General features: G+C 63.0%; 17 protein-coding genes. 7 read left to right on the forward strand and 10 right to left on the reverse strand.

Translation table 11 applies throughout. From position 1 onward, the window contains the following. Positions 1-20 precede the first annotated feature (20 nt). The 5 genes from LZK81_RS10585 to LZK81_RS10605 form a co-directional block, all read right to left on the reverse strand. Positions 21-575: an RBBP9/YdeN family alpha/beta hydrolase gene (locus tag LZK81_RS10585; protein WP_046606790.1), complete on the reverse strand. Its 555-nt coding sequence runs from the start codon at positions 573-575 to the stop codon at positions 21-23. A 31-nt stretch (positions 576-606) separates the two neighbouring features. Further along, entirely contained in the window at positions 607-1,914 is a 1,308-nt protein-coding gene (purB, locus tag LZK81_RS10590; protein WP_046606791.1) for an adenylosuccinate lyase, read from the reverse strand. Positions 1,915-2,000: 86 nt separating this feature from the next. Further along, entirely contained in the window at positions 2,001-2,738 is a 738-nt protein-coding gene (locus LZK81_RS10595; protein ID WP_046606792.1) for a DUF2259 domain-containing protein, read from the reverse strand. Next, positions 2,735-3,424: a ribulose-phosphate 3-epimerase gene (gene rpe, locus LZK81_RS10600; RefSeq protein ID WP_046606793.1), complete on the reverse strand. Its 690-nt coding sequence runs from the start codon at positions 3,422-3,424 to the stop codon at positions 2,735-2,737. Before rpe ends, LZK81_RS10595 begins: the two co-directional genes overlap by 4 nt. A gap of 61 nt (positions 3,425-3,485) precedes the next feature. Further along, positions 3,486-4,559 (reverse strand): branched-chain amino acid ABC transporter substrate-binding protein, encoded by a 1,074-nt coding sequence (locus tag LZK81_RS10605; protein WP_046606794.1) that lies wholly within the window; start codon positions 4,557-4,559, stop codon positions 3,486-3,488. Between the two features lie 174 nt (positions 4,560-4,733). Here LZK81_RS10605 and LZK81_RS10610 point away from each other — a divergent pair, with 174 nt between their 5' ends. From LZK81_RS10610 to LZK81_RS10640, 7 genes are read left to right on the forward strand one after another with little or no spacing between them, the layout of a single operon-like run. Next, positions 4,734-5,234, forward strand: coding sequence for a flavin reductase (locus tag LZK81_RS10610; protein WP_233956207.1), 501 nt, complete (start codon positions 4,734-4,736; stop codon positions 5,232-5,234). A 24-nt stretch (positions 5,235-5,258) separates the two neighbouring features. Next, on the forward strand, positions 5,259-6,188 hold the full coding sequence (locus tag LZK81_RS10615; protein ID WP_046606796.1) for an AAA family ATPase: 930 nt from the start codon (positions 5,259-5,261) through the stop codon (positions 6,186-6,188). A 29-nt stretch (positions 6,189-6,217) separates the two neighbouring features. Next, the gene (locus LZK81_RS10620) at positions 6,218-7,483 is read left to right on the forward strand and encodes a vWA domain-containing protein (RefSeq protein ID WP_233956521.1); all 1,266 of its coding nucleotides are present in this window, start codon (positions 6,218-6,220) and stop codon (positions 7,481-7,483) included. Next, positions 7,480-7,806 (forward strand): XdhC family protein, encoded by a 327-nt coding sequence (locus tag LZK81_RS10625; RefSeq protein ID WP_046606797.1) that lies wholly within the window; start codon positions 7,480-7,482, stop codon positions 7,804-7,806. The genes LZK81_RS10620 and LZK81_RS10625 overlap by 4 nt, the downstream gene beginning before the upstream one ends. Continuing rightward, on the forward strand, positions 7,806-8,501 hold the full coding sequence (locus tag LZK81_RS10630) for an XdhC family protein (protein WP_233956209.1): 696 nt from the start codon (positions 7,806-7,808) through the stop codon (positions 8,499-8,501). The genes LZK81_RS10625 and LZK81_RS10630 overlap by 1 nt, the downstream gene beginning before the upstream one ends. Before the next feature lie 4 nt (positions 8,502-8,505). Then, positions 8,506-10,140, forward strand: coding sequence for an NTP transferase domain-containing protein (locus LZK81_RS10635; protein WP_233956210.1), 1,635 nt, complete (start codon positions 8,506-8,508; stop codon positions 10,138-10,140). Positions 10,141-10,144: 4 nt separating this feature from the next. Then, on the forward strand, positions 10,145-10,471 hold the full coding sequence (locus tag LZK81_RS10640) for a TfoX/Sxy family protein (protein WP_046606800.1): 327 nt from the start codon (positions 10,145-10,147) through the stop codon (positions 10,469-10,471). A gap of 184 nt (positions 10,472-10,655) precedes the next feature. Here LZK81_RS10640 and LZK81_RS10645 read toward each other — a convergent pair whose 3' ends face one another. From LZK81_RS10645 to LZK81_RS10665, 5 genes are all read right to left on the reverse strand, one after another. After that, positions 10,656-11,069 (reverse strand): NUDIX domain-containing protein, encoded by a 414-nt coding sequence (locus tag LZK81_RS10645; protein ID WP_233956212.1) that lies wholly within the window; start codon positions 11,067-11,069, stop codon positions 10,656-10,658. An 8-nt stretch (positions 11,070-11,077) separates the two neighbouring features. After that, complete coding sequence (locus LZK81_RS10650) at positions 11,078-12,631, reverse strand: DEAD/DEAH box helicase (protein ID WP_046606802.1); 1,554 nt, start codon at positions 12,629-12,631, stop codon at positions 11,078-11,080. A gap of 210 nt (positions 12,632-12,841) precedes the next feature. Beyond that, a complete protein-coding gene (locus LZK81_RS10655; RefSeq protein ID WP_233956214.1) occupies positions 12,842-14,155 on the reverse strand; it encodes a M23 family metallopeptidase in 1,314 nt (437 codons plus the stop codon). A 93-nt stretch (positions 14,156-14,248) separates the two neighbouring features. Further along, positions 14,249-15,076 carry a ferritin-like domain-containing protein gene (locus LZK81_RS10660; protein WP_233956216.1) on the reverse strand — a complete coding sequence of 276 codons (828 nt, stop codon included), beginning with the start codon at positions 15,074-15,076 and terminating at the stop codon, positions 14,249-14,251. Positions 15,077-15,089: 13 nt separating this feature from the next. Continuing rightward, entirely contained in the window at positions 15,090-15,557 is a 468-nt protein-coding gene (locus tag LZK81_RS10665) for a peroxiredoxin (protein WP_046626430.1), read from the reverse strand. Positions 15,558-15,637: the final 80 nt, after the last annotated feature.

Raw genomic sequence — 15,637 nt, forward strand, 5'->3', positions numbered from 1 at the left:
ACGCCTGTTCCTTCGTATTTTCAAGGCTTAAGGCGACTGAGGAACTGGGCAAAAACCATTGTGCCTTCCGGCCACGGTCCATGGCCGGAATCCTGGTTGATGTGGCCGGCTTCCCCGGCATCGACCAGCATCGAACCCCAGGCGGAAGCGATGTCGTCCGCATGTTCGTAGGAGCCGAACGGATCATTGCGGCTTGCAACCGTCAGCGACGGGAAGGGAAGCGGATCACGCGGGTAGGGGCCGAAGGTCTGCAGGTGCTTGGGCCGGATGGACGGATTGTCCACTTCCGGCGGGGCCACGAAAAAGGCGCCGGCCACCGGTTTCGTGAACAGCGGAACCGCATGAATGACGGTGGGGATGCCGAGCGAATGGGCGACGATGACGACGGGCCGCGTCGCACGGTTCACCTCTTCGGCGACACGTGTGACCCAGTCCTCGCGCACCGGCTTCGACCATTCCTCCTGCTCGACCCGGCGGGCCGTCGTCAGCTTCTGCTCCCAACGGGTCTGCCAGTGATGCGGCCCGGAATTGGTGTAGCCGGGGACGATCAAAATATCTGCTTCGGATGCCTTCATGGCGCCTATCTGGGTTCTCAGAGGGTCAAGATCAAGCCTCGCCGAAGACCCGGCGGAAGATCGTGTCCACGTGTTTGGTGTGATAGCCGAGGTCGAATTTTTCGCGCAGGTCCTCTTCGGAAAGTGCGGCACGGACTTCCTGGTCCGCCAGCAGTTCCTCGAGAAAATCCTTGCCTTCTTCCCAGACCCTCATCGCGTTGCGCTGCACGAGACGATAGGCGTCCTCGCGCGAGACCCCGGCTTGCGTAAGGGCAAGCAGCACCCGCTGCGAGTGAACAAGCCCACGGAACTTGTTCATGTTCTTCATCATGTTCTCGGGGTAGACGAGCAGCTTGTCGATCACGCTGGTCATCCGCGCCAGGGCGAAATCGAGCGTTACCGTCGCGTCCGGGCCGATCATGCGCTCGACCGAGGAATGGGAAATGTCCCGCTCGTGCCAGAGCGCGACGTTTTCCATGGCCGGCAACGCATAGGATCGCACCATGCGGGCAAGGCCCGTCAGGTTTTCGGTCAGCACCGGATTGCGCTTGTGCGGCATGGCCGACGAGCCCTTCTGGCCCGGCGAGAAAAACTCTTCCGCTTCGAGGACTTCGGTGCGCTGCAGGTGGCGGACCTCGATCGACAGCCGCTCGATCGACGAGGCGATCACGCCCAATATCGCGAAATACATGGCGTGACGGTCGCGCGGAATGACCTGGGTCGAGACCGGTTCCGGCTTCAGGCCAAGGGCGGCGGCGACGTGTTCCTCGACACGGGGGTCGATGTTGGCGAAGGTGCCGACGGCGCCGGAAATCGCGCAGGTGGCGATCTCGTCACGGGCTTCGAGCAGGCGCGTCTTGTTGCGGTCGAATTCCGCATAGGCCTGGGCGAGCTTGACGCCGAACGTGGTGGGCTCGGCATGAATGCCATGGCTGCGGCCGATCGTGACCGTGTCCTTGTGCTCGAAGGCGCGGCGCTTCAGCGCTTCGAGCAGCTTGTCGATATCGGCAAGCAGGAGGTCCGTGGCGCGCACCAGTTGGACGCTGAAGCATGTGTCGAGCACGTCGGAGGACGTCATGCCCTGATGGATGAAGCGGCTGTCCGGCCCGACGAATTCGGCGAGATGGGTGAGGAAGGCGATGACGTCATGCTTGGTGACGGCTTCGATCTCGTCGATGCGCGCAACGTCGAACGTGGCCGAGCCACCCTTTGCCCAGATCGTCTCCGCTGCCGACTTCGGGATCACGCCGATCGCCGCAAGCGCATCGCAGGCATGAGCCTCGATCTCGAACCAGATGCGGAACTTGGTTTCGGGCGACCAGATGGCGACCATTTCGGGCCGCGAGTAACGGGGGATCATGGGCTTGTCGTTTCCTTCACGAGTGTCGGCTGCGCTGTAGCAAGAAGCGCGGCGAAGCTCAAGTTTTTGAGGCAATCAAACAGGGATTAGGGCGCTGTCTTGACCGGAACGGCGATCCAGCGTCCGTTCTGGCCCTCGAAACCGGCACTGAGGACCATGATCAGCGCTACTTCGACCGCAGCGCCTTCGAGCGACGAGCCGCTGACGACGCCAGCGAGCCGGTAGCCGGTAACGCAGCCGCGTGACGCCGGAATGCGCTGGTCTTCGTGAACAACGTCGTTGACAGGTTTCCCGTTCCGTTCGGTAAAGCGAAGGCGCAAGGAGACCGTCTTTTCGACTATGCCTTCACATTGCGGGCCGAGCGGCTGCGGGACCTCGTCGAGGACGAGCGTATTGGCTTCTCCGACCGGTGGTACGGCCGGAACGCTGCGATATCGCAGCTGATGGGGATCGTTGCCGATCTCGGTGATCGGGTTGAAAGCGACGACTTCGCCTGGATGATTGGCGAGCTCGTGGGTTTCGATCATTCCATCCGCGTCATTGTGCACCTGCCAGCGGGCCTTGGCGATCGTCGCTCCATCCTGTTCCAGCCGGACCCGGTACGGCGTTCCCGGCAGGTAGGTATCCTTGTTGAGGTCGAGCGCGTAGATATTGGCATAGGGGAAGCCGGATCCGTCCTGGATGCCGTATTCCTCGAAGGCGAAAACGGCGCCGTCGGAGGAAAAGCCGATCGGGCGGACGCTTGCGATATCGGCCGCGGATGTGGAGCCGGCGAACAACATCGCCGCAAATGCCGGAACCGAATATCGCAAGGCTGATATCATCTGCGTCCGTCCTCCGCCGCAGCTTTCAGCCGCGCGATGTTCTCACGATAGGCCGCGATTCCTTCGCCTTTGTAAACCGCAGATCCGGCAACGAAGACATTGGCGCCTGCAGCGGTTGCCGCGCCGATCGTATCGGCGGTAATGCCGCCATCGACTTCCAGCTCGATCGGCCGGCTGCCGATCATCGCCTTGGCAGCGCGGATCTTGTCGGTCATCGCGGGAATGAACTTCTGGCCGCCGAAGCCCGGATTGACGCTCATGATCAGGATCAGGTCGATATCGTCCAGCACGTTTTCGATCGCCGAGAGCGGCGTTGCCGGGTTGAGCGTGACGCCGACCTTCTTGCCGAGCGAGCGGATCGTCTGAAGCGAGCGGTGCAGGTGCGGCCCGGCCTCGACATGCACGGTAATGCCGTCGCATCCGGCCTTGGCGAAGGCTTCGAGGTAAGGATCGGCCGGCGAGATCATCAGGTGGCAATCGAAAAAGGCGGCGGTGTAAGGTCGCAGCGACTTGATGACGTCAGGACCGAACGAGATGTTCGGCACGAAATGCCCGTCCATCACGTCGAGATGGACCCATTCGGCTCCCGCTTCGACGGCGTCGCGCACTTCCTGGCCGAGCTTTGAAAAGTCGGCCGCGAGAATGGACGGGGCGATGCGGATCGGCAGAGCGGTGGCGAGCGTCATGGGTCGAAAGTCTCCGGTTGTCGACGGTCCCTCTAACATTGCGGCGCGGGCGGAACAATCGTCAGTCTGTCGCCGGACGCGAGAGGATGAACGTGGATCCCCGCCATTCGAGCAGGCGGAACGGATTGTCCCTTAGTTCATGACCGCGATCGAAGGCGATCGGGCCGATCACGGTACTGAAGGAACGGCTGCCGATCGTCTGTGCCAGAGGCTGGCCTGTCGCCGCGGTCACCGCCTGGTGAACAAGTTCGGTCGCGGCATAGGCAGGCAGCAGATATCCGTCCGCATCGATATTTTTCGCGCGCAGGGCTGCGACGGCCGCTGCCGCGGAGGGCAGGGTGGCATAGTCCGGGAGGGCGACGGCCAGGACGCCGTCGCGCAGGGGCACCGGACGGTTGGCCGCACGCAAGTTATCGCCGCCGAGCAAGGTGAGGGGAAAGTTTTCGGAAGCGCCGTCGCGGGCGATGATCGCCATGTCGTTGCGGTCGCCGCCGACGAACACATGGCTTGCCCCCGCCTTGGCGAGACGGCGCACCAGCGCCACTTGCTGTTCCTGACCAGGTCGGAACGTGTCGGTGAAGATCGGCGTGATGCCCATCGGTTCGAGGCGCTGACGGATGGCGCTGGCGAGCTCGCGGCCGTAGATCGTGCCGTCCTCGACCAGCGCGATTGGCTCCGCCTTCCAGACATTGACGATGGTTTCGGACAGTTTCTCCGCCTCGTCGCCTTCGGCTGGCGCCATGCGAAAGAACGGCCAGCCGTTGCGCAGCGTGTCCTCCATCAGGATCTTCGAGCGCACCGAGACGGTAATGGCCGGAATCTGTGCGGCCTTCAGCAGCGGCAATGCGGTGGAAAGCGTCTCGACGCAGAGGAAACCGACGGCGGCGGACACTTTCGCGTTGGTGAGGCCCCTGGCGGCGGCAGCGCCACCGTTTTCATCGCAGCTCTCGTCGATCTCGACGACGGTGTCGCCGCCCGCTTCCGCTGCCGCGCGGGCGCCCTGAAAGACCTGAGTGCCAAGCGGTGCGTATGGGCCGGAGCGCGGCGCGACCACCCCGATCACTGCCGCCGGTGCCGATCCGCATCCGAGAAACGAAGCCAGCAGTCCGGCGATGATGAAACGTCGTGCTGTCATGTTTTTCCTGGGATTCTCTCTCGAAGCGACATTTAGCTTTCTGATCGCAGCCGTCAAAGAGAATCGGCTTTCCGAAGTAAAAAGCCGCTACTCCGGTGGACATCAAGGGTTTTTGCCACCATATCTCCAAGAGTAATGCGGGACTGACGGCGGTCCCCCGATGCCTTTCAAGAGATGCCTTTGACGGACCAGCCTCTCCTCGACCCCGTCCACTACCGGAACGGCATGGCACGATACGCTGGCCACGTCCAGGTTGTGACGACGGAATTCGAAGGCGTGCGGCGCGGCGTGACGGTGACGGCAGCCTGCTCAGTCTCGGACAACCCGCCGACCGTGCTCGTCTGCCTGAACGGCAGCAATGCAAGCAATGCCATCTTCGAGAGGAGCGGCGTCTTTGCTTTGAATTCGCTGGCGGCGCATCATCAGGCGCTGGCGACGGGATTTGCGGGCCTGAGCGGCGTTCCCGCCGAGGAGCGGTTTGCGCTCGGAGATTGGAAAACTCTGGTGACCGGCGCTCCGGTGCTGGCCGATGCCGTCGTCAGCTTCGATTGCCGTCTGACCGACATAAAACGGGTTTCGACCCATTTCGTCATGTTCGGCGAGGTGAAGGCCATGCATTTCGGCGAGGCGAACCCCTCGCTCATCTATCTGGATCGCGGCTTTCGTAGCTTATAGGATGCCGTTTGAAAGGGTGTGATCATGCCTGAAGGAAAAACGAGCGCTTTGCCGACCTCGATCGACGAGACGATCGCGCTTTTGGGCGCCGAGGATTATCTTGCCGGACGTTCGCTCGGCACGGTGATCTTCCTGGCGCTGAAGATGAAACGCCCGCTCTTCCTCGAAGGCGAAGCCGGCGTCGGCAAGACCGAGATCGCCAAGACGCTGGCCAAGGCCTTGAACCGGCCGCTGATCCGGCTGCAGTGTTACGAAGGCCTCGATATCTCCTCGGCAGTCTACGAATGGAATTATCCGGCCCAGATGCTGGACATCCGGCTTTCGGAGGCATCGGGCGTCAAGGATCGCACGCGCATCGAGGCGGACCTCTTTTCCGAACGTCACCTGATCCGCCGGCCGGTGCTGCAGGCGCTTGGCCAGCCGGGTGGTCCGGCGCCGGTCTTCCTGATCGACGAACTCGACCGCACCGACGAAGCCTTCGAAGCGTTCCTGCTGGAAGTACTTTCGGACTTTCAGGTGACGATCCCGGAACTTGGGACGATAAAGGCCGCAGAGCCGCCGATCGTCATCATCACCACCAATCGCACCCGCGAAATCCATGACGCGCTGAAGCGGCGCTGCCTATATCACTGGGTCGATTATCCGGATGCGGCACAGGAACTGGAGATCATCCGCCGCAAGGTGCCGCAATGCTCCGAAACCCTGTCGCGGCAGGTGGTCGCCTATGTGCAGAAGCTCCGGACAGTCGACCTCTTCAAGAACCCGGGCGTGGCCGAAACCATCGACTGGGCGACGGCGCTGACCGAGCTCGACCGGATCGCCCTCGATCCGGAAACGATTGCCGATACGCTCGGCACGCTCTTGAAATATCAGGACGATATCGCCCGCATCAAAGGCGGAGAAGGCGAACGGGTGCTTTCCGAAGTGAAGGCCGAATTGCTGGCAGCAGGATAGGGGCCATGGCAGGCTTGAGCGACGACGGAATGATCGTGCCCCCGGTTCCGGCCGGCGCTGGTGGGTTCGGTCCGGGGAGGTCTGGCGATGATGGCCGGCTCGCCGACAACCTCGTCTATTTCTCCCGCGTATTGCGCCGTGCCGGGCTGAAGACCGGGCCGGCCGCTGCCGCCGACGCGATTGCCGCGGTCGATGCGATCGGCATCGGTTCGCGCGAGGAATTCCACGCGGCGCTGTCTGCCGTCTTCGTCAGGCGCCATGAGGACCAGCCTGTCTTCGACGAGGCCTTTCGCCTGTTCTGGCGTTCCCGCGATCTGGTCGGCAAGATGATCGCGATGATGTCGCCCAAGGCTGCCGACAATCGCGAAAGGGAAAAGCAGAAGGCCGGCGCCACCCGCGTCAGCGAGGCGCTGACCGCCGACCAGCCGGAGACCCCAAACCGCAAGAAGCCGCCGGAGATCGAAGTGGACTCCCGCTTCACGACCTCTGTCGGCGAGATCCTCAAGCGCATGGATTTCGCCCAGATGAGCGCGGCCGAACTGGCCGAAGCCCGGCGCCAGCTGGTCAAGCTCGCTCTGCCTCTGGACAAGGTGGCGACGCGGCGGTTCCGGCCGTCCAGCCGCCCGCCGAGGATCGACCCGCGCGCCACCATGCGCCAGGCGATGAAGAGCGGCGGCGATCTCATTTTGCCGCGGTTCCGCGAACGCAAGACCGCGCCGCCGCCGCTGGTCGTGCTTGCCGATATTTCCGGCTCGATGAGCCAGTACACCCGCATCTTCCTGCATTTCCTGCATGCGCTGACCGAAAAGCGCACCCGCGTACATACCTTCCTGTTCGGCACTCGGCTGACCAATGTCACCCGCCAGATGCGCCGCCGCGATCCAGACGAAGCGCTGGCCGGCTGCACGGACGCGGTGCGCGACTGGTCCGGCGGAACGCGTATCGGCGCGACGCTTGCCGAATTCAACCGGCTCTGGTCCCGCCGTGTGCTGGGGCAGGGCGCCGTCGTGCTATTGATAACCGATGGCCTTGAGCGAGAGGGCGTCGAGGAACTGGCGCAGGAAATGGACAGGCTGCACCGGTCCTGCCGCCGTTTGATCTGGTTGAACCCGCTGTTGCGGTTCGATGGTTTCGAGGCCCGGGCGCGCGGCGTGCGCGCCATGCTGCCGCATGTGGACGAGTTTCGCGCCGTCCATAACCTGCGCTCGCTTGCCGATTTGGCGATTGCATTGTCGGATGACCGCACAAAGACCGCGGACCCGCGGCGCTATTTGGACATGAGGAGGGTCGTATGACTGTTTCCGAAATTCTGGACCCGTTGCGGACCGCCGAGAGCTGGAAGCAGGCCGGCCGCAACGTGGCGATCGCAACCGTGATCGAGACCTGGGGCTCGGCTCCGCGGCCGACCGGAAGCCATCTCGTCATCGACGGCGAAGGCAATTTCGAAGGTTCCGTCTCCGGCGGCTGCGTCGAAGGCGCTGTCATCACCGAAGCACTCGACGTCATCGAGAGCGGCGCCCCGAAAATGCTCGAATTCGGCGTTGCCGACGAGACCGCATGGCGGGTCGGCCTGTCCTGCGGCGGCCGGATCAGGGTTTATGTGGAAAGGCTCGGCTGATGCGGCTCGAAGCACTGACGAAGCTCAACGCCGCCCGGCGTTCCCGCAGGGCTGCCGTGGTGGTGACCGATCTCGCCGACGATCAGGTGCAGGTGATCCTCGAGGGCGAACCCGTGTCGGGCCTGCTCGGCGAGGAGATCGCGAAAGTCTTTCGCAGCGGCAAGGCGGGAACGGTCGAGGTCGAAGGCCGGTCGCTGTTCCTCAATGTTCACCTGCCGCCGCCGCGCATCGTGGTGATCGGTGCCGTCCATATCAGCCAGGCGCTGGCCCGGCTGGCCCCGGTCGCCGGGTATGACCTGACGATCATCGATCCGCGCACGGCTTTTGCGACCGAGGAACGTTTCGAGGGCGTCGATCTGATTGCCGACTGGCCTGAAGACGTGTTGAAGGATCGCCCGCTCGACGCCTATACGGCACTGGCGGCCGTCACACATGATCCGAAGATCGATGATTTCCCGCTCTCGGAAGCGCTGCGGGTCGGCTGCTTCTACGTCGGCGCGCTCGGCAGCCGGAAGACCCATGCGAAGCGTGTGGAGCGGCTGAAGGAGATGGGCCGTACCGACAATGAGATCGGCCGCATCGCCGCGCCGATCGGCCTTGATATCGGTGCCGCGAGCCCCGCCGAGATCGCGCTCGCCACGCTGGCCCAGATCGTCCAGGCGTTCCGCCGGCGCGATCTCGTCACCGAGGGGTGACGCCATGAGATACGGGACGTTCGAACTCGGCGAAGCTGAAGGCGTGGTGCTGGCGCACAGTATCAGGCTAGCCGCCGGCCGCATGTCGAAAGGGCAAATACTTTCCCAGAATGATATCGCTCGGCTTTCGGAAGAAGGCGTCGCATCCGTCGTCGCGGTGCGGCTCGATCCCGGCGACATGCTGGAGGACGACGCGGCGCAGGCGATCGCCGATGCGATCGCGCCGGACAATCTGCGTTTCTCGGAGGCGACCACCGGCCGCGTCAACATCTATGCCAGGGTGGATGGGCTTTTTGTTGCCGACAAGAGGGTGGTCGACGCGCTGAACCGTATCGATCCGGCGATCACGCTTGCCTGCCTTGCCGACCATGTGGCGGTGCGCGCCGGCGACATGGTGGCGACCGTCAAGATCATTCCGCTTGCCGTTGGTGAGGCAAAGGTCGCGGAAGCCGTGGCGCTGCTGGCAGAATCGGTCGCCTTCGAGGTAAAAGCCTTCAGTCCCCGTGCGGTGACGCTGGTCGCGACCGAGCTTCCCTCGCTGAAGGCGTCGGTCATGGACCGCACCGCCAAGCTGCTGGAGCAGAGGCTCGCGCCATCCGGTAGCCGGCTAATAAAAGAGATCCGCATTCCCCATTCCGCCGAACGCCTTACCGGGGTTCTTCAACAGATTCGATCCGAGGAAATTAATGAGCCGGCTATGATTATCGTCTTCGGCGCCTCGGCGGTGGCCGATCCGGACGATGTCATTCCCGCCGCCATCCGACGCGCGGGCGGGGAGGTCGATCAGGTCGGCATGCCCGTCGACCCCGGCAATCTCCTGGTTCTCGGGCGGATCGGCAAGGTCCCGGTGCTGGGTGCTCCGGGCTGCGCGCGCTCGCCGAAGGAAAACGGTTTCGACTGGGTGCTGAACCGGCTGATGGCCGGCGAGACGCCGACCTCCTTCGATATCACCGGCATGGGCGTCGGCGGGCTGCTGATGGAAATTCCGACCCGGCCGCGCCCGCGCGATGCGGCGCCCGAAAAGGCGGCGGCATTGTCGGTAGGCGCCCTGATGCTCGCGGCCGGCCAGGCGCGGCGTATGGGCAAGGACGGGCCGCACAAGCTGCTCGCCGAGTTTGACGGCATTCCGCTCGTCCGCCGCACCGCCGGAATACTGCTGGCGTCGCAGGCCTCACCGGTGGTCGCAGTGACCGGTCATCGGCGCGACGAGATCGAGATGGCGCTGGCCGGCCTCGGTATCAGTTCTCACTTCAATCCGGACTACTCTTCCGGCATGGCAAGTTCGCTGGTTGCCGGTTTCTCCAGTCCGGAACTGGCCCAGAAGGATGGTATCCTGGTCATGCTGGCCGACATGCCGGGCGTTACCACGGAGCATCTGAACATGCTGATCGCCGCCTTCCGTCAGGCTGGCGGCGGTGTCGTGGTTCGTTCGGTCTCGGACGGAAAACGCGGCAACCCGATCATTCTGCCGCGGATAGCTTACGATGCCGTGCTGCGGCTGGAAGGCGATGTCGGTGCCCGCGCGCTCATCGAGAACTCGGGGCTTTCGGTGATCGACGTGGATATCGGGCCTGCCGCGCATCTGGACGTGGATACGCCGGAGGCGGTAATGGCTGCCGGCGGGATTTTGAAAAGGTAGGCGAATGGACAATTCCGACATCGAGGAAATGTTCGAGGGGCTCGGCCCGGTCTCGATCCGCCGCATGTTCGGCGGCAAGGGCATCTATCACGATGGTTTGATCGTCGCGATCGATCTGCGCGGCGAGATCATGCTGAAGGTGGATGCGGTCAGTGCGCCGGAGTTCGAAGGCGCTGGTGCCAGGCAATGGTTTTATGAGGGAAAGAAGGGGAAACCGGTGCTGATGCCTTATTGGTCGGTGCCGGAAGACGCCTTCGACGATCCCGACGAGATGCGCAAATGGGTGCGGCTCGCATTCGACGCAGCCGTGCGTGCCAACTCGAAATCTTGAACCTGGATATCCCCGAGTGCTAGATTTCGCATCTTGCTCGACAGAATGTGAAGCGCGTACGTTCGCCTGATACTGAGGGGCGTGGGCTGCCGAATCTCTCGACCAGGGTCGCGTCCGGAAATTCTGTCAAATTGATTTCATCAAGTCGGCCGCTTCGGTTCGCCGGAGCGGCTTTCGTCTATGATCACTTTGGAAGATGTGCGAAGGCCTTCGCTGAGAAGGGCGACAGCGGCTGAGGCGGATCCTTCGGATCGAACCAGCCGATCTCCGACAGCTTGTCGGGCTCGGTGAGCGAGGGCTCGCCGGTGAAATCGCGGGTGACGTAGATCAGCGAGACCCAGTGTTGCCCGTCGGCCTTGATGATCTCTTCAGCCACGCAGAGAAACTCGACCTTGCCGATCGTAAGGCCGGTTTCCTCTTCCGCCTCGCGGCGGGCTGCTTCCGAGGAAGGCTCCATCGGATCGACCTTGCCGCCGACAATGTTCCAGAAGCCCGCTTCCGGCGCCTTGAGGCGACGGCAAAGTAGAACCTTGCCATCGTCGCGCACGATAACAAGCCCGGCGCCGACGCCGGGGAAATCAATGCCGGGTTTGGCCACGGAAGGTTTTAAGCCTTGGCGGCGTTCGCGACGATCAGCATGAAAGCCGGAATGTCGTCGCCGAAGCCGATCGGGGTAGGGCCGTCGTCGTGATCGCGGTGGTAACGCTGGCGACGCTCGCGATTGTCGTCGTTTGCGGGTGCCGGGGCAGGTGTCGGCCGCGAGTTGCGGTTGCCGCCATTGCTCTGCGGTTTCCTGTCTGCCTTGCGTTCCGGTTTCACGGTTTCCACCCTAGCTTCCACAAATGCCTCTTCGACTGCTTCAATCGGATTATCTTGGATCTTCGTGTCAGCCTTGTGACTCGAATCTCCGCGCCCAGAGTCAGCACGTCCCGAATCGCTTCGTCTGCCGCGGCCGCGCTCCTTATCACGATCGCGGCCCTTGCGGCTACCGCGGTCGCTCTCCTGGCTTTCCATGGGGGCGGGAAGCGCTGAGATGTCGCCGTTCAGCCATTCGATCTTCTCATTGATGAGATTCTCGATGGCGGCGAGATATTTGGTATCGGAACGGGTAACGAGAGTGAAGGCTCGGCCCGAGCGGCCGGCGCGTCCGGTACGGCCGATGCGGTGGACATAATCCTCCGCGTGGATCGGCACGTCGAAGTTGAAGACATGGCCGACGTCCGGCAAGTCGAGGCCGCGTGCGGCAACGTCAGAGGCGACCAGCAGCTGGATATTGCCGTCGCGGAAATTCTGCAGCATGGTCGTGCGCGAACGCTGGTCCATGTCGCCATGCAGCGCGCCGACCGAGAAGCCATGCCGCTCGAGCGAACGGAAAAGATCGGCGACGTCGACCTTGCGATTGCAGAAGATGATCGCGTTCTTGAGATCGTCCTGGGCCTTGATGAGATCGCGCAGCACGGCGCGCTTCTCGTAATCCTTGTTGTGCGAAGCGACGAGGCGCTGCGTCACGGTCTTGGCGGTCGAAGAGGGCTTGGCGACTTCGATCCGTTCCGGGTTCTGCAGGAAGCGGTCGGCGAGCTTCTGGATCTCCGGCGGCATGGTGGCCGAGAAGAACAGCGTCTGCCGGGTGAAGGGGATCATCTTGGCGATCCGCTCGATATCCGGGATGAAGCCCATGTCGAGCATGCGGTCGGCCTCGTCGATGACGAGGATCTCGACGCCGGTCATCAAAAGCTTGCCGCGCTCGCAATGGTCGAGCAGGCGGCCGGGCGTGCAGATCAGAACGTCGGCGCCACGTTCCAGCTTGCGGTCCTGATCGTCGAAGGACACGCCGCCGATCAAAAGCGCGACGTTGAGCTTGTGGTTCTTGCCGTATTTTTCAAAATTTTCGGCGACCTGTGCGGCGAGTTCGCGGGTCGGCTCGAGGATCAGCGTACGCGGCATGCGGGCGCGGGCGCGGCCCTTTTCCAGAAGCGTCAGCATCGGGAGAACGAAGGAGGCCGTCTTGCCCGTGCCTGTCTGCGCGATGCCGCAGATATCGCGGCGCTGCAGCGCATGCGGGATTGCCCCTTCCTGGATCGGCGTGGGGATCGTGTAACCCGCGTCTGTGACAGCGGAGAGGACTTTCTGGCTCAGGCCAAGATCAGCAAATGTGGTCAAAGGGAATTCTGTTTCCGTTCCGGTTCTGTACGAACACTATGGGAGTCGATGCATGGCTGCTCGACAACTGGCCCGCGACATAGGGCCAAAATGTCCAAAAGTCAAGGAAAGCAAGGCGATTGGACGCCGGATTGGTGAATGAAGATGCTGGCGGGGCAAGCCGGCTATCGCTCTACCGGTAAAGAATTGCTTTCTGGCCGAAAGCCCGGCTCAATTGAGGTAGGTCGTGAGCTTCATGCCGGCATTGAGGAAGTGCACGGGATCGATGGGATTGCCGTCGCGGCGGACCTCGTAGTGGACGTGCGGGCCGGTGGAGCGGCCGGTCGAGCCTGCTTTGCCGATCACGTCCGCGGCAGCCACTTCGTCACCTTCCTTCACCAGGATTTTTGACATATGGCCGTAGCGTGTGGTGATGCCCTGGCCATGGTCGATCTCGACCATGTTGCCGTAACCGCTGGCGAAGCCGGCCGAAACCACCTTGCCGGCGCCGGTGCTTTTCACGTCGTCGCCGGTCGAGGCCTGAAAATCGATGCCCGCATGCAGCGCAAGCCGACCGAGGAAGGGATCGATGCGGTTGCCGTAGCGGCTGGTGACCGGACGGCCGGGCGCGGGATTGCCGAAGGGCAGGTCGCGCGCCGTCTCGCGCACGGCTTCCAGCCGGCTGAGTGCGGCATCGAGTTCGTCGAGCGAGGCATCGAAGGCGCCGACATGGGTTTGCGGCGCGACATAGGGGCCACCAACGCCGCTCGTGGCATCTTCCGTCACCTTGTCTGCGGATGCCACCTCGACGCCCGTCCGCTTCAGGATTGCGGCGATCGCATCTGCGGTTTCCGAGGCGCCCGTCGTCAGGTTGGCGATCTTGGCAAGCTGTTCCTTCTCGATGTTCTTCAGTGACAGCGTCACTCTGGAGAAGACCCGATCGGCCCTGTCGGCGATGTTTTCGCGCAACGGCGCATAACCAAGGACGGTCGACGTCTGGAGCGGCATGGCGGAGGTTTCGCCGGAGAGGAGCTTCTCGATCGCCTTGACGCCGCCGCTACCACCGGAAAGCGAAGCCTGGCGTTCCTTGGCTGGCGGCTGAAGCACGGTTGGTGCCGGTGTTTCCGGTGCCGTGAGGCCGGACTCCTCGGCGCGGTTCAGAAGAGAACCAAGCTTGCCGTGGCGCGAAAAGAGGGCGTTCTGCTGTTCCAGCAGCTTCTCGACTTTCTGCTCGACCACCTGCTGGTCGAGCAGCTGGCGCGAGGTGATACGGTCGAGCTGGGCGCGCAGCGCGGCGATCCGATCCTCGTAATCGTGCTGCATACGAGCCTGCCGCGCCATGGTCGCGCCGATCAGGTCGTCGCGGATTACCAGATAGGAGGTGGCACCGAGATAGCCGATCGCGAAAACGCCGAGAAAACAGAAGGTCAATGCGGCCATCCAGGGCCGGATGGTCATGTGGCGGATCTTTTCACCGCTGGCGAAAATGAGAACGTGCTGAGGTGCCCGCTTCCCAAACACCCGGTTTTCGGTTCCCTTCGCCACGCGGATCTCCCGGAGATGCGACTCGTTCAGCCGCTGTTCCCATTGGTGGGATTACACATGGATATGGTTAACGAACGCTTTAATTCGAGGCGTTCAAGCGTAGCTGGTGGAGGTCAGCGACCTGTAGAATGACGGCGTCAGGCCCGCCTCGGCCCGGGCGATATCGTTGAATGGTGCCTTGAGCGATCCACGGAAATTGGCGCGCACCAGCTGCTGGAAAGTCGCGGCCGGATCCTTGCGCTCACGGGCGCACAGAAAGCGGAACCATTTCGCGCCGATCGCCACATGGCCCTTTTCGTCATTGTAGATCACGTCGAGAACGGCTGCACTTTCGAGATCGCCGGTCTCGCGCATCTTCGCCTGCAGCGATGGCGTCACGTCGAGCCCGCGGGCTTCGAGAATGAGCGGCACGACGGCGAGGCGGGCGGTAAGGTCGTTGCGGGTGGAATGGGCCGCCTGCCAGAGGCCGTCATGGGCGGGCATGTCGCCATAGTCGGCGCCCATGTCGTTCAGCCGAGCCCGCACCATCCGGAAATGTTTAGCCTCCTCGAAAGCCACCTGCATCCATCCGTCGAAGAAGGAGTTCGGCACCGGCTCGGTCGCAAAGCGGGCGACGATGTCGAGCGCAAGGTCCATGGCATTGAGCTCGATATGGGCGATCGCATGCAGCGTCGCGATACGGCCGTTGACGGTGTGCAGCGAACGTTTGCCGACCGCCTTCGGCGGTACCAGTTCGGGCTTTGCCGGCCGGCCGGGACGCTCGGGCAGGGGCGGATCGAGCGGCGAGCGCAGGGACAGCCGCCGCTCGAACCACCGGGTGGCGGTCTCCTGCGCCAGCCGCGTCTTGATATCGAGATCGGCCGACAGGATTGCTGCCGTTGCGCCGCCCCTCAGCGACGTGATCGAAAACTCGCCCGCCATCGATATCTCCTGCCTACAACGCCTTGAGGCTTTCAAGCACCTCCTCGGCATGCCCATTGACCTTCACCTTCGGCCAGATCCGGGCGATGCGCCCGTCGGCGCCGATCAGGAAGGTCGTGCGTTCCACACCCATGTAGGTGCGGCCATACATGCTCTTCTCCTTCCAGACGCCGTAGAGATTGGCAAGGGAAGTGTCCTCGTCGGCCGCGAGAATGACCGAAAGCGCGTGCTTCTTGGCGAACTTGTCATGCTTCTTGACGCTGTCGGGCGATACGCCGATGACCGGCGCACCGGCCTTTTCGAATTCCGGCAAAAGGCCGGTAAACGAGATAGCTTCCTTGGTGCAGGCCTCGGTGTCGTCCTTGGGATAGAAATAGAGGACGACGGGTTTTCCCGAAAAAGCCTTGAGGGAAACGGTGCCGCCGCCGTCGCGTGGAAGTTCGAAGTCCGGTGCGATGTCGCCAATGGTCAGGTCGGCCATGGATTTCCTTTCTTTCGCCGGTATCGTGAGTGATATTTGCCGCAATCGGTATATATTCGCCCGGGCGACGTCCAGTGCAG

The organism is Neorhizobium galegae, assembly GCF_021391675.1.
GTDB lineage: Bacteria > Pseudomonadota > Alphaproteobacteria > Rhizobiales > Rhizobiaceae > Neorhizobium > Neorhizobium galegae_B.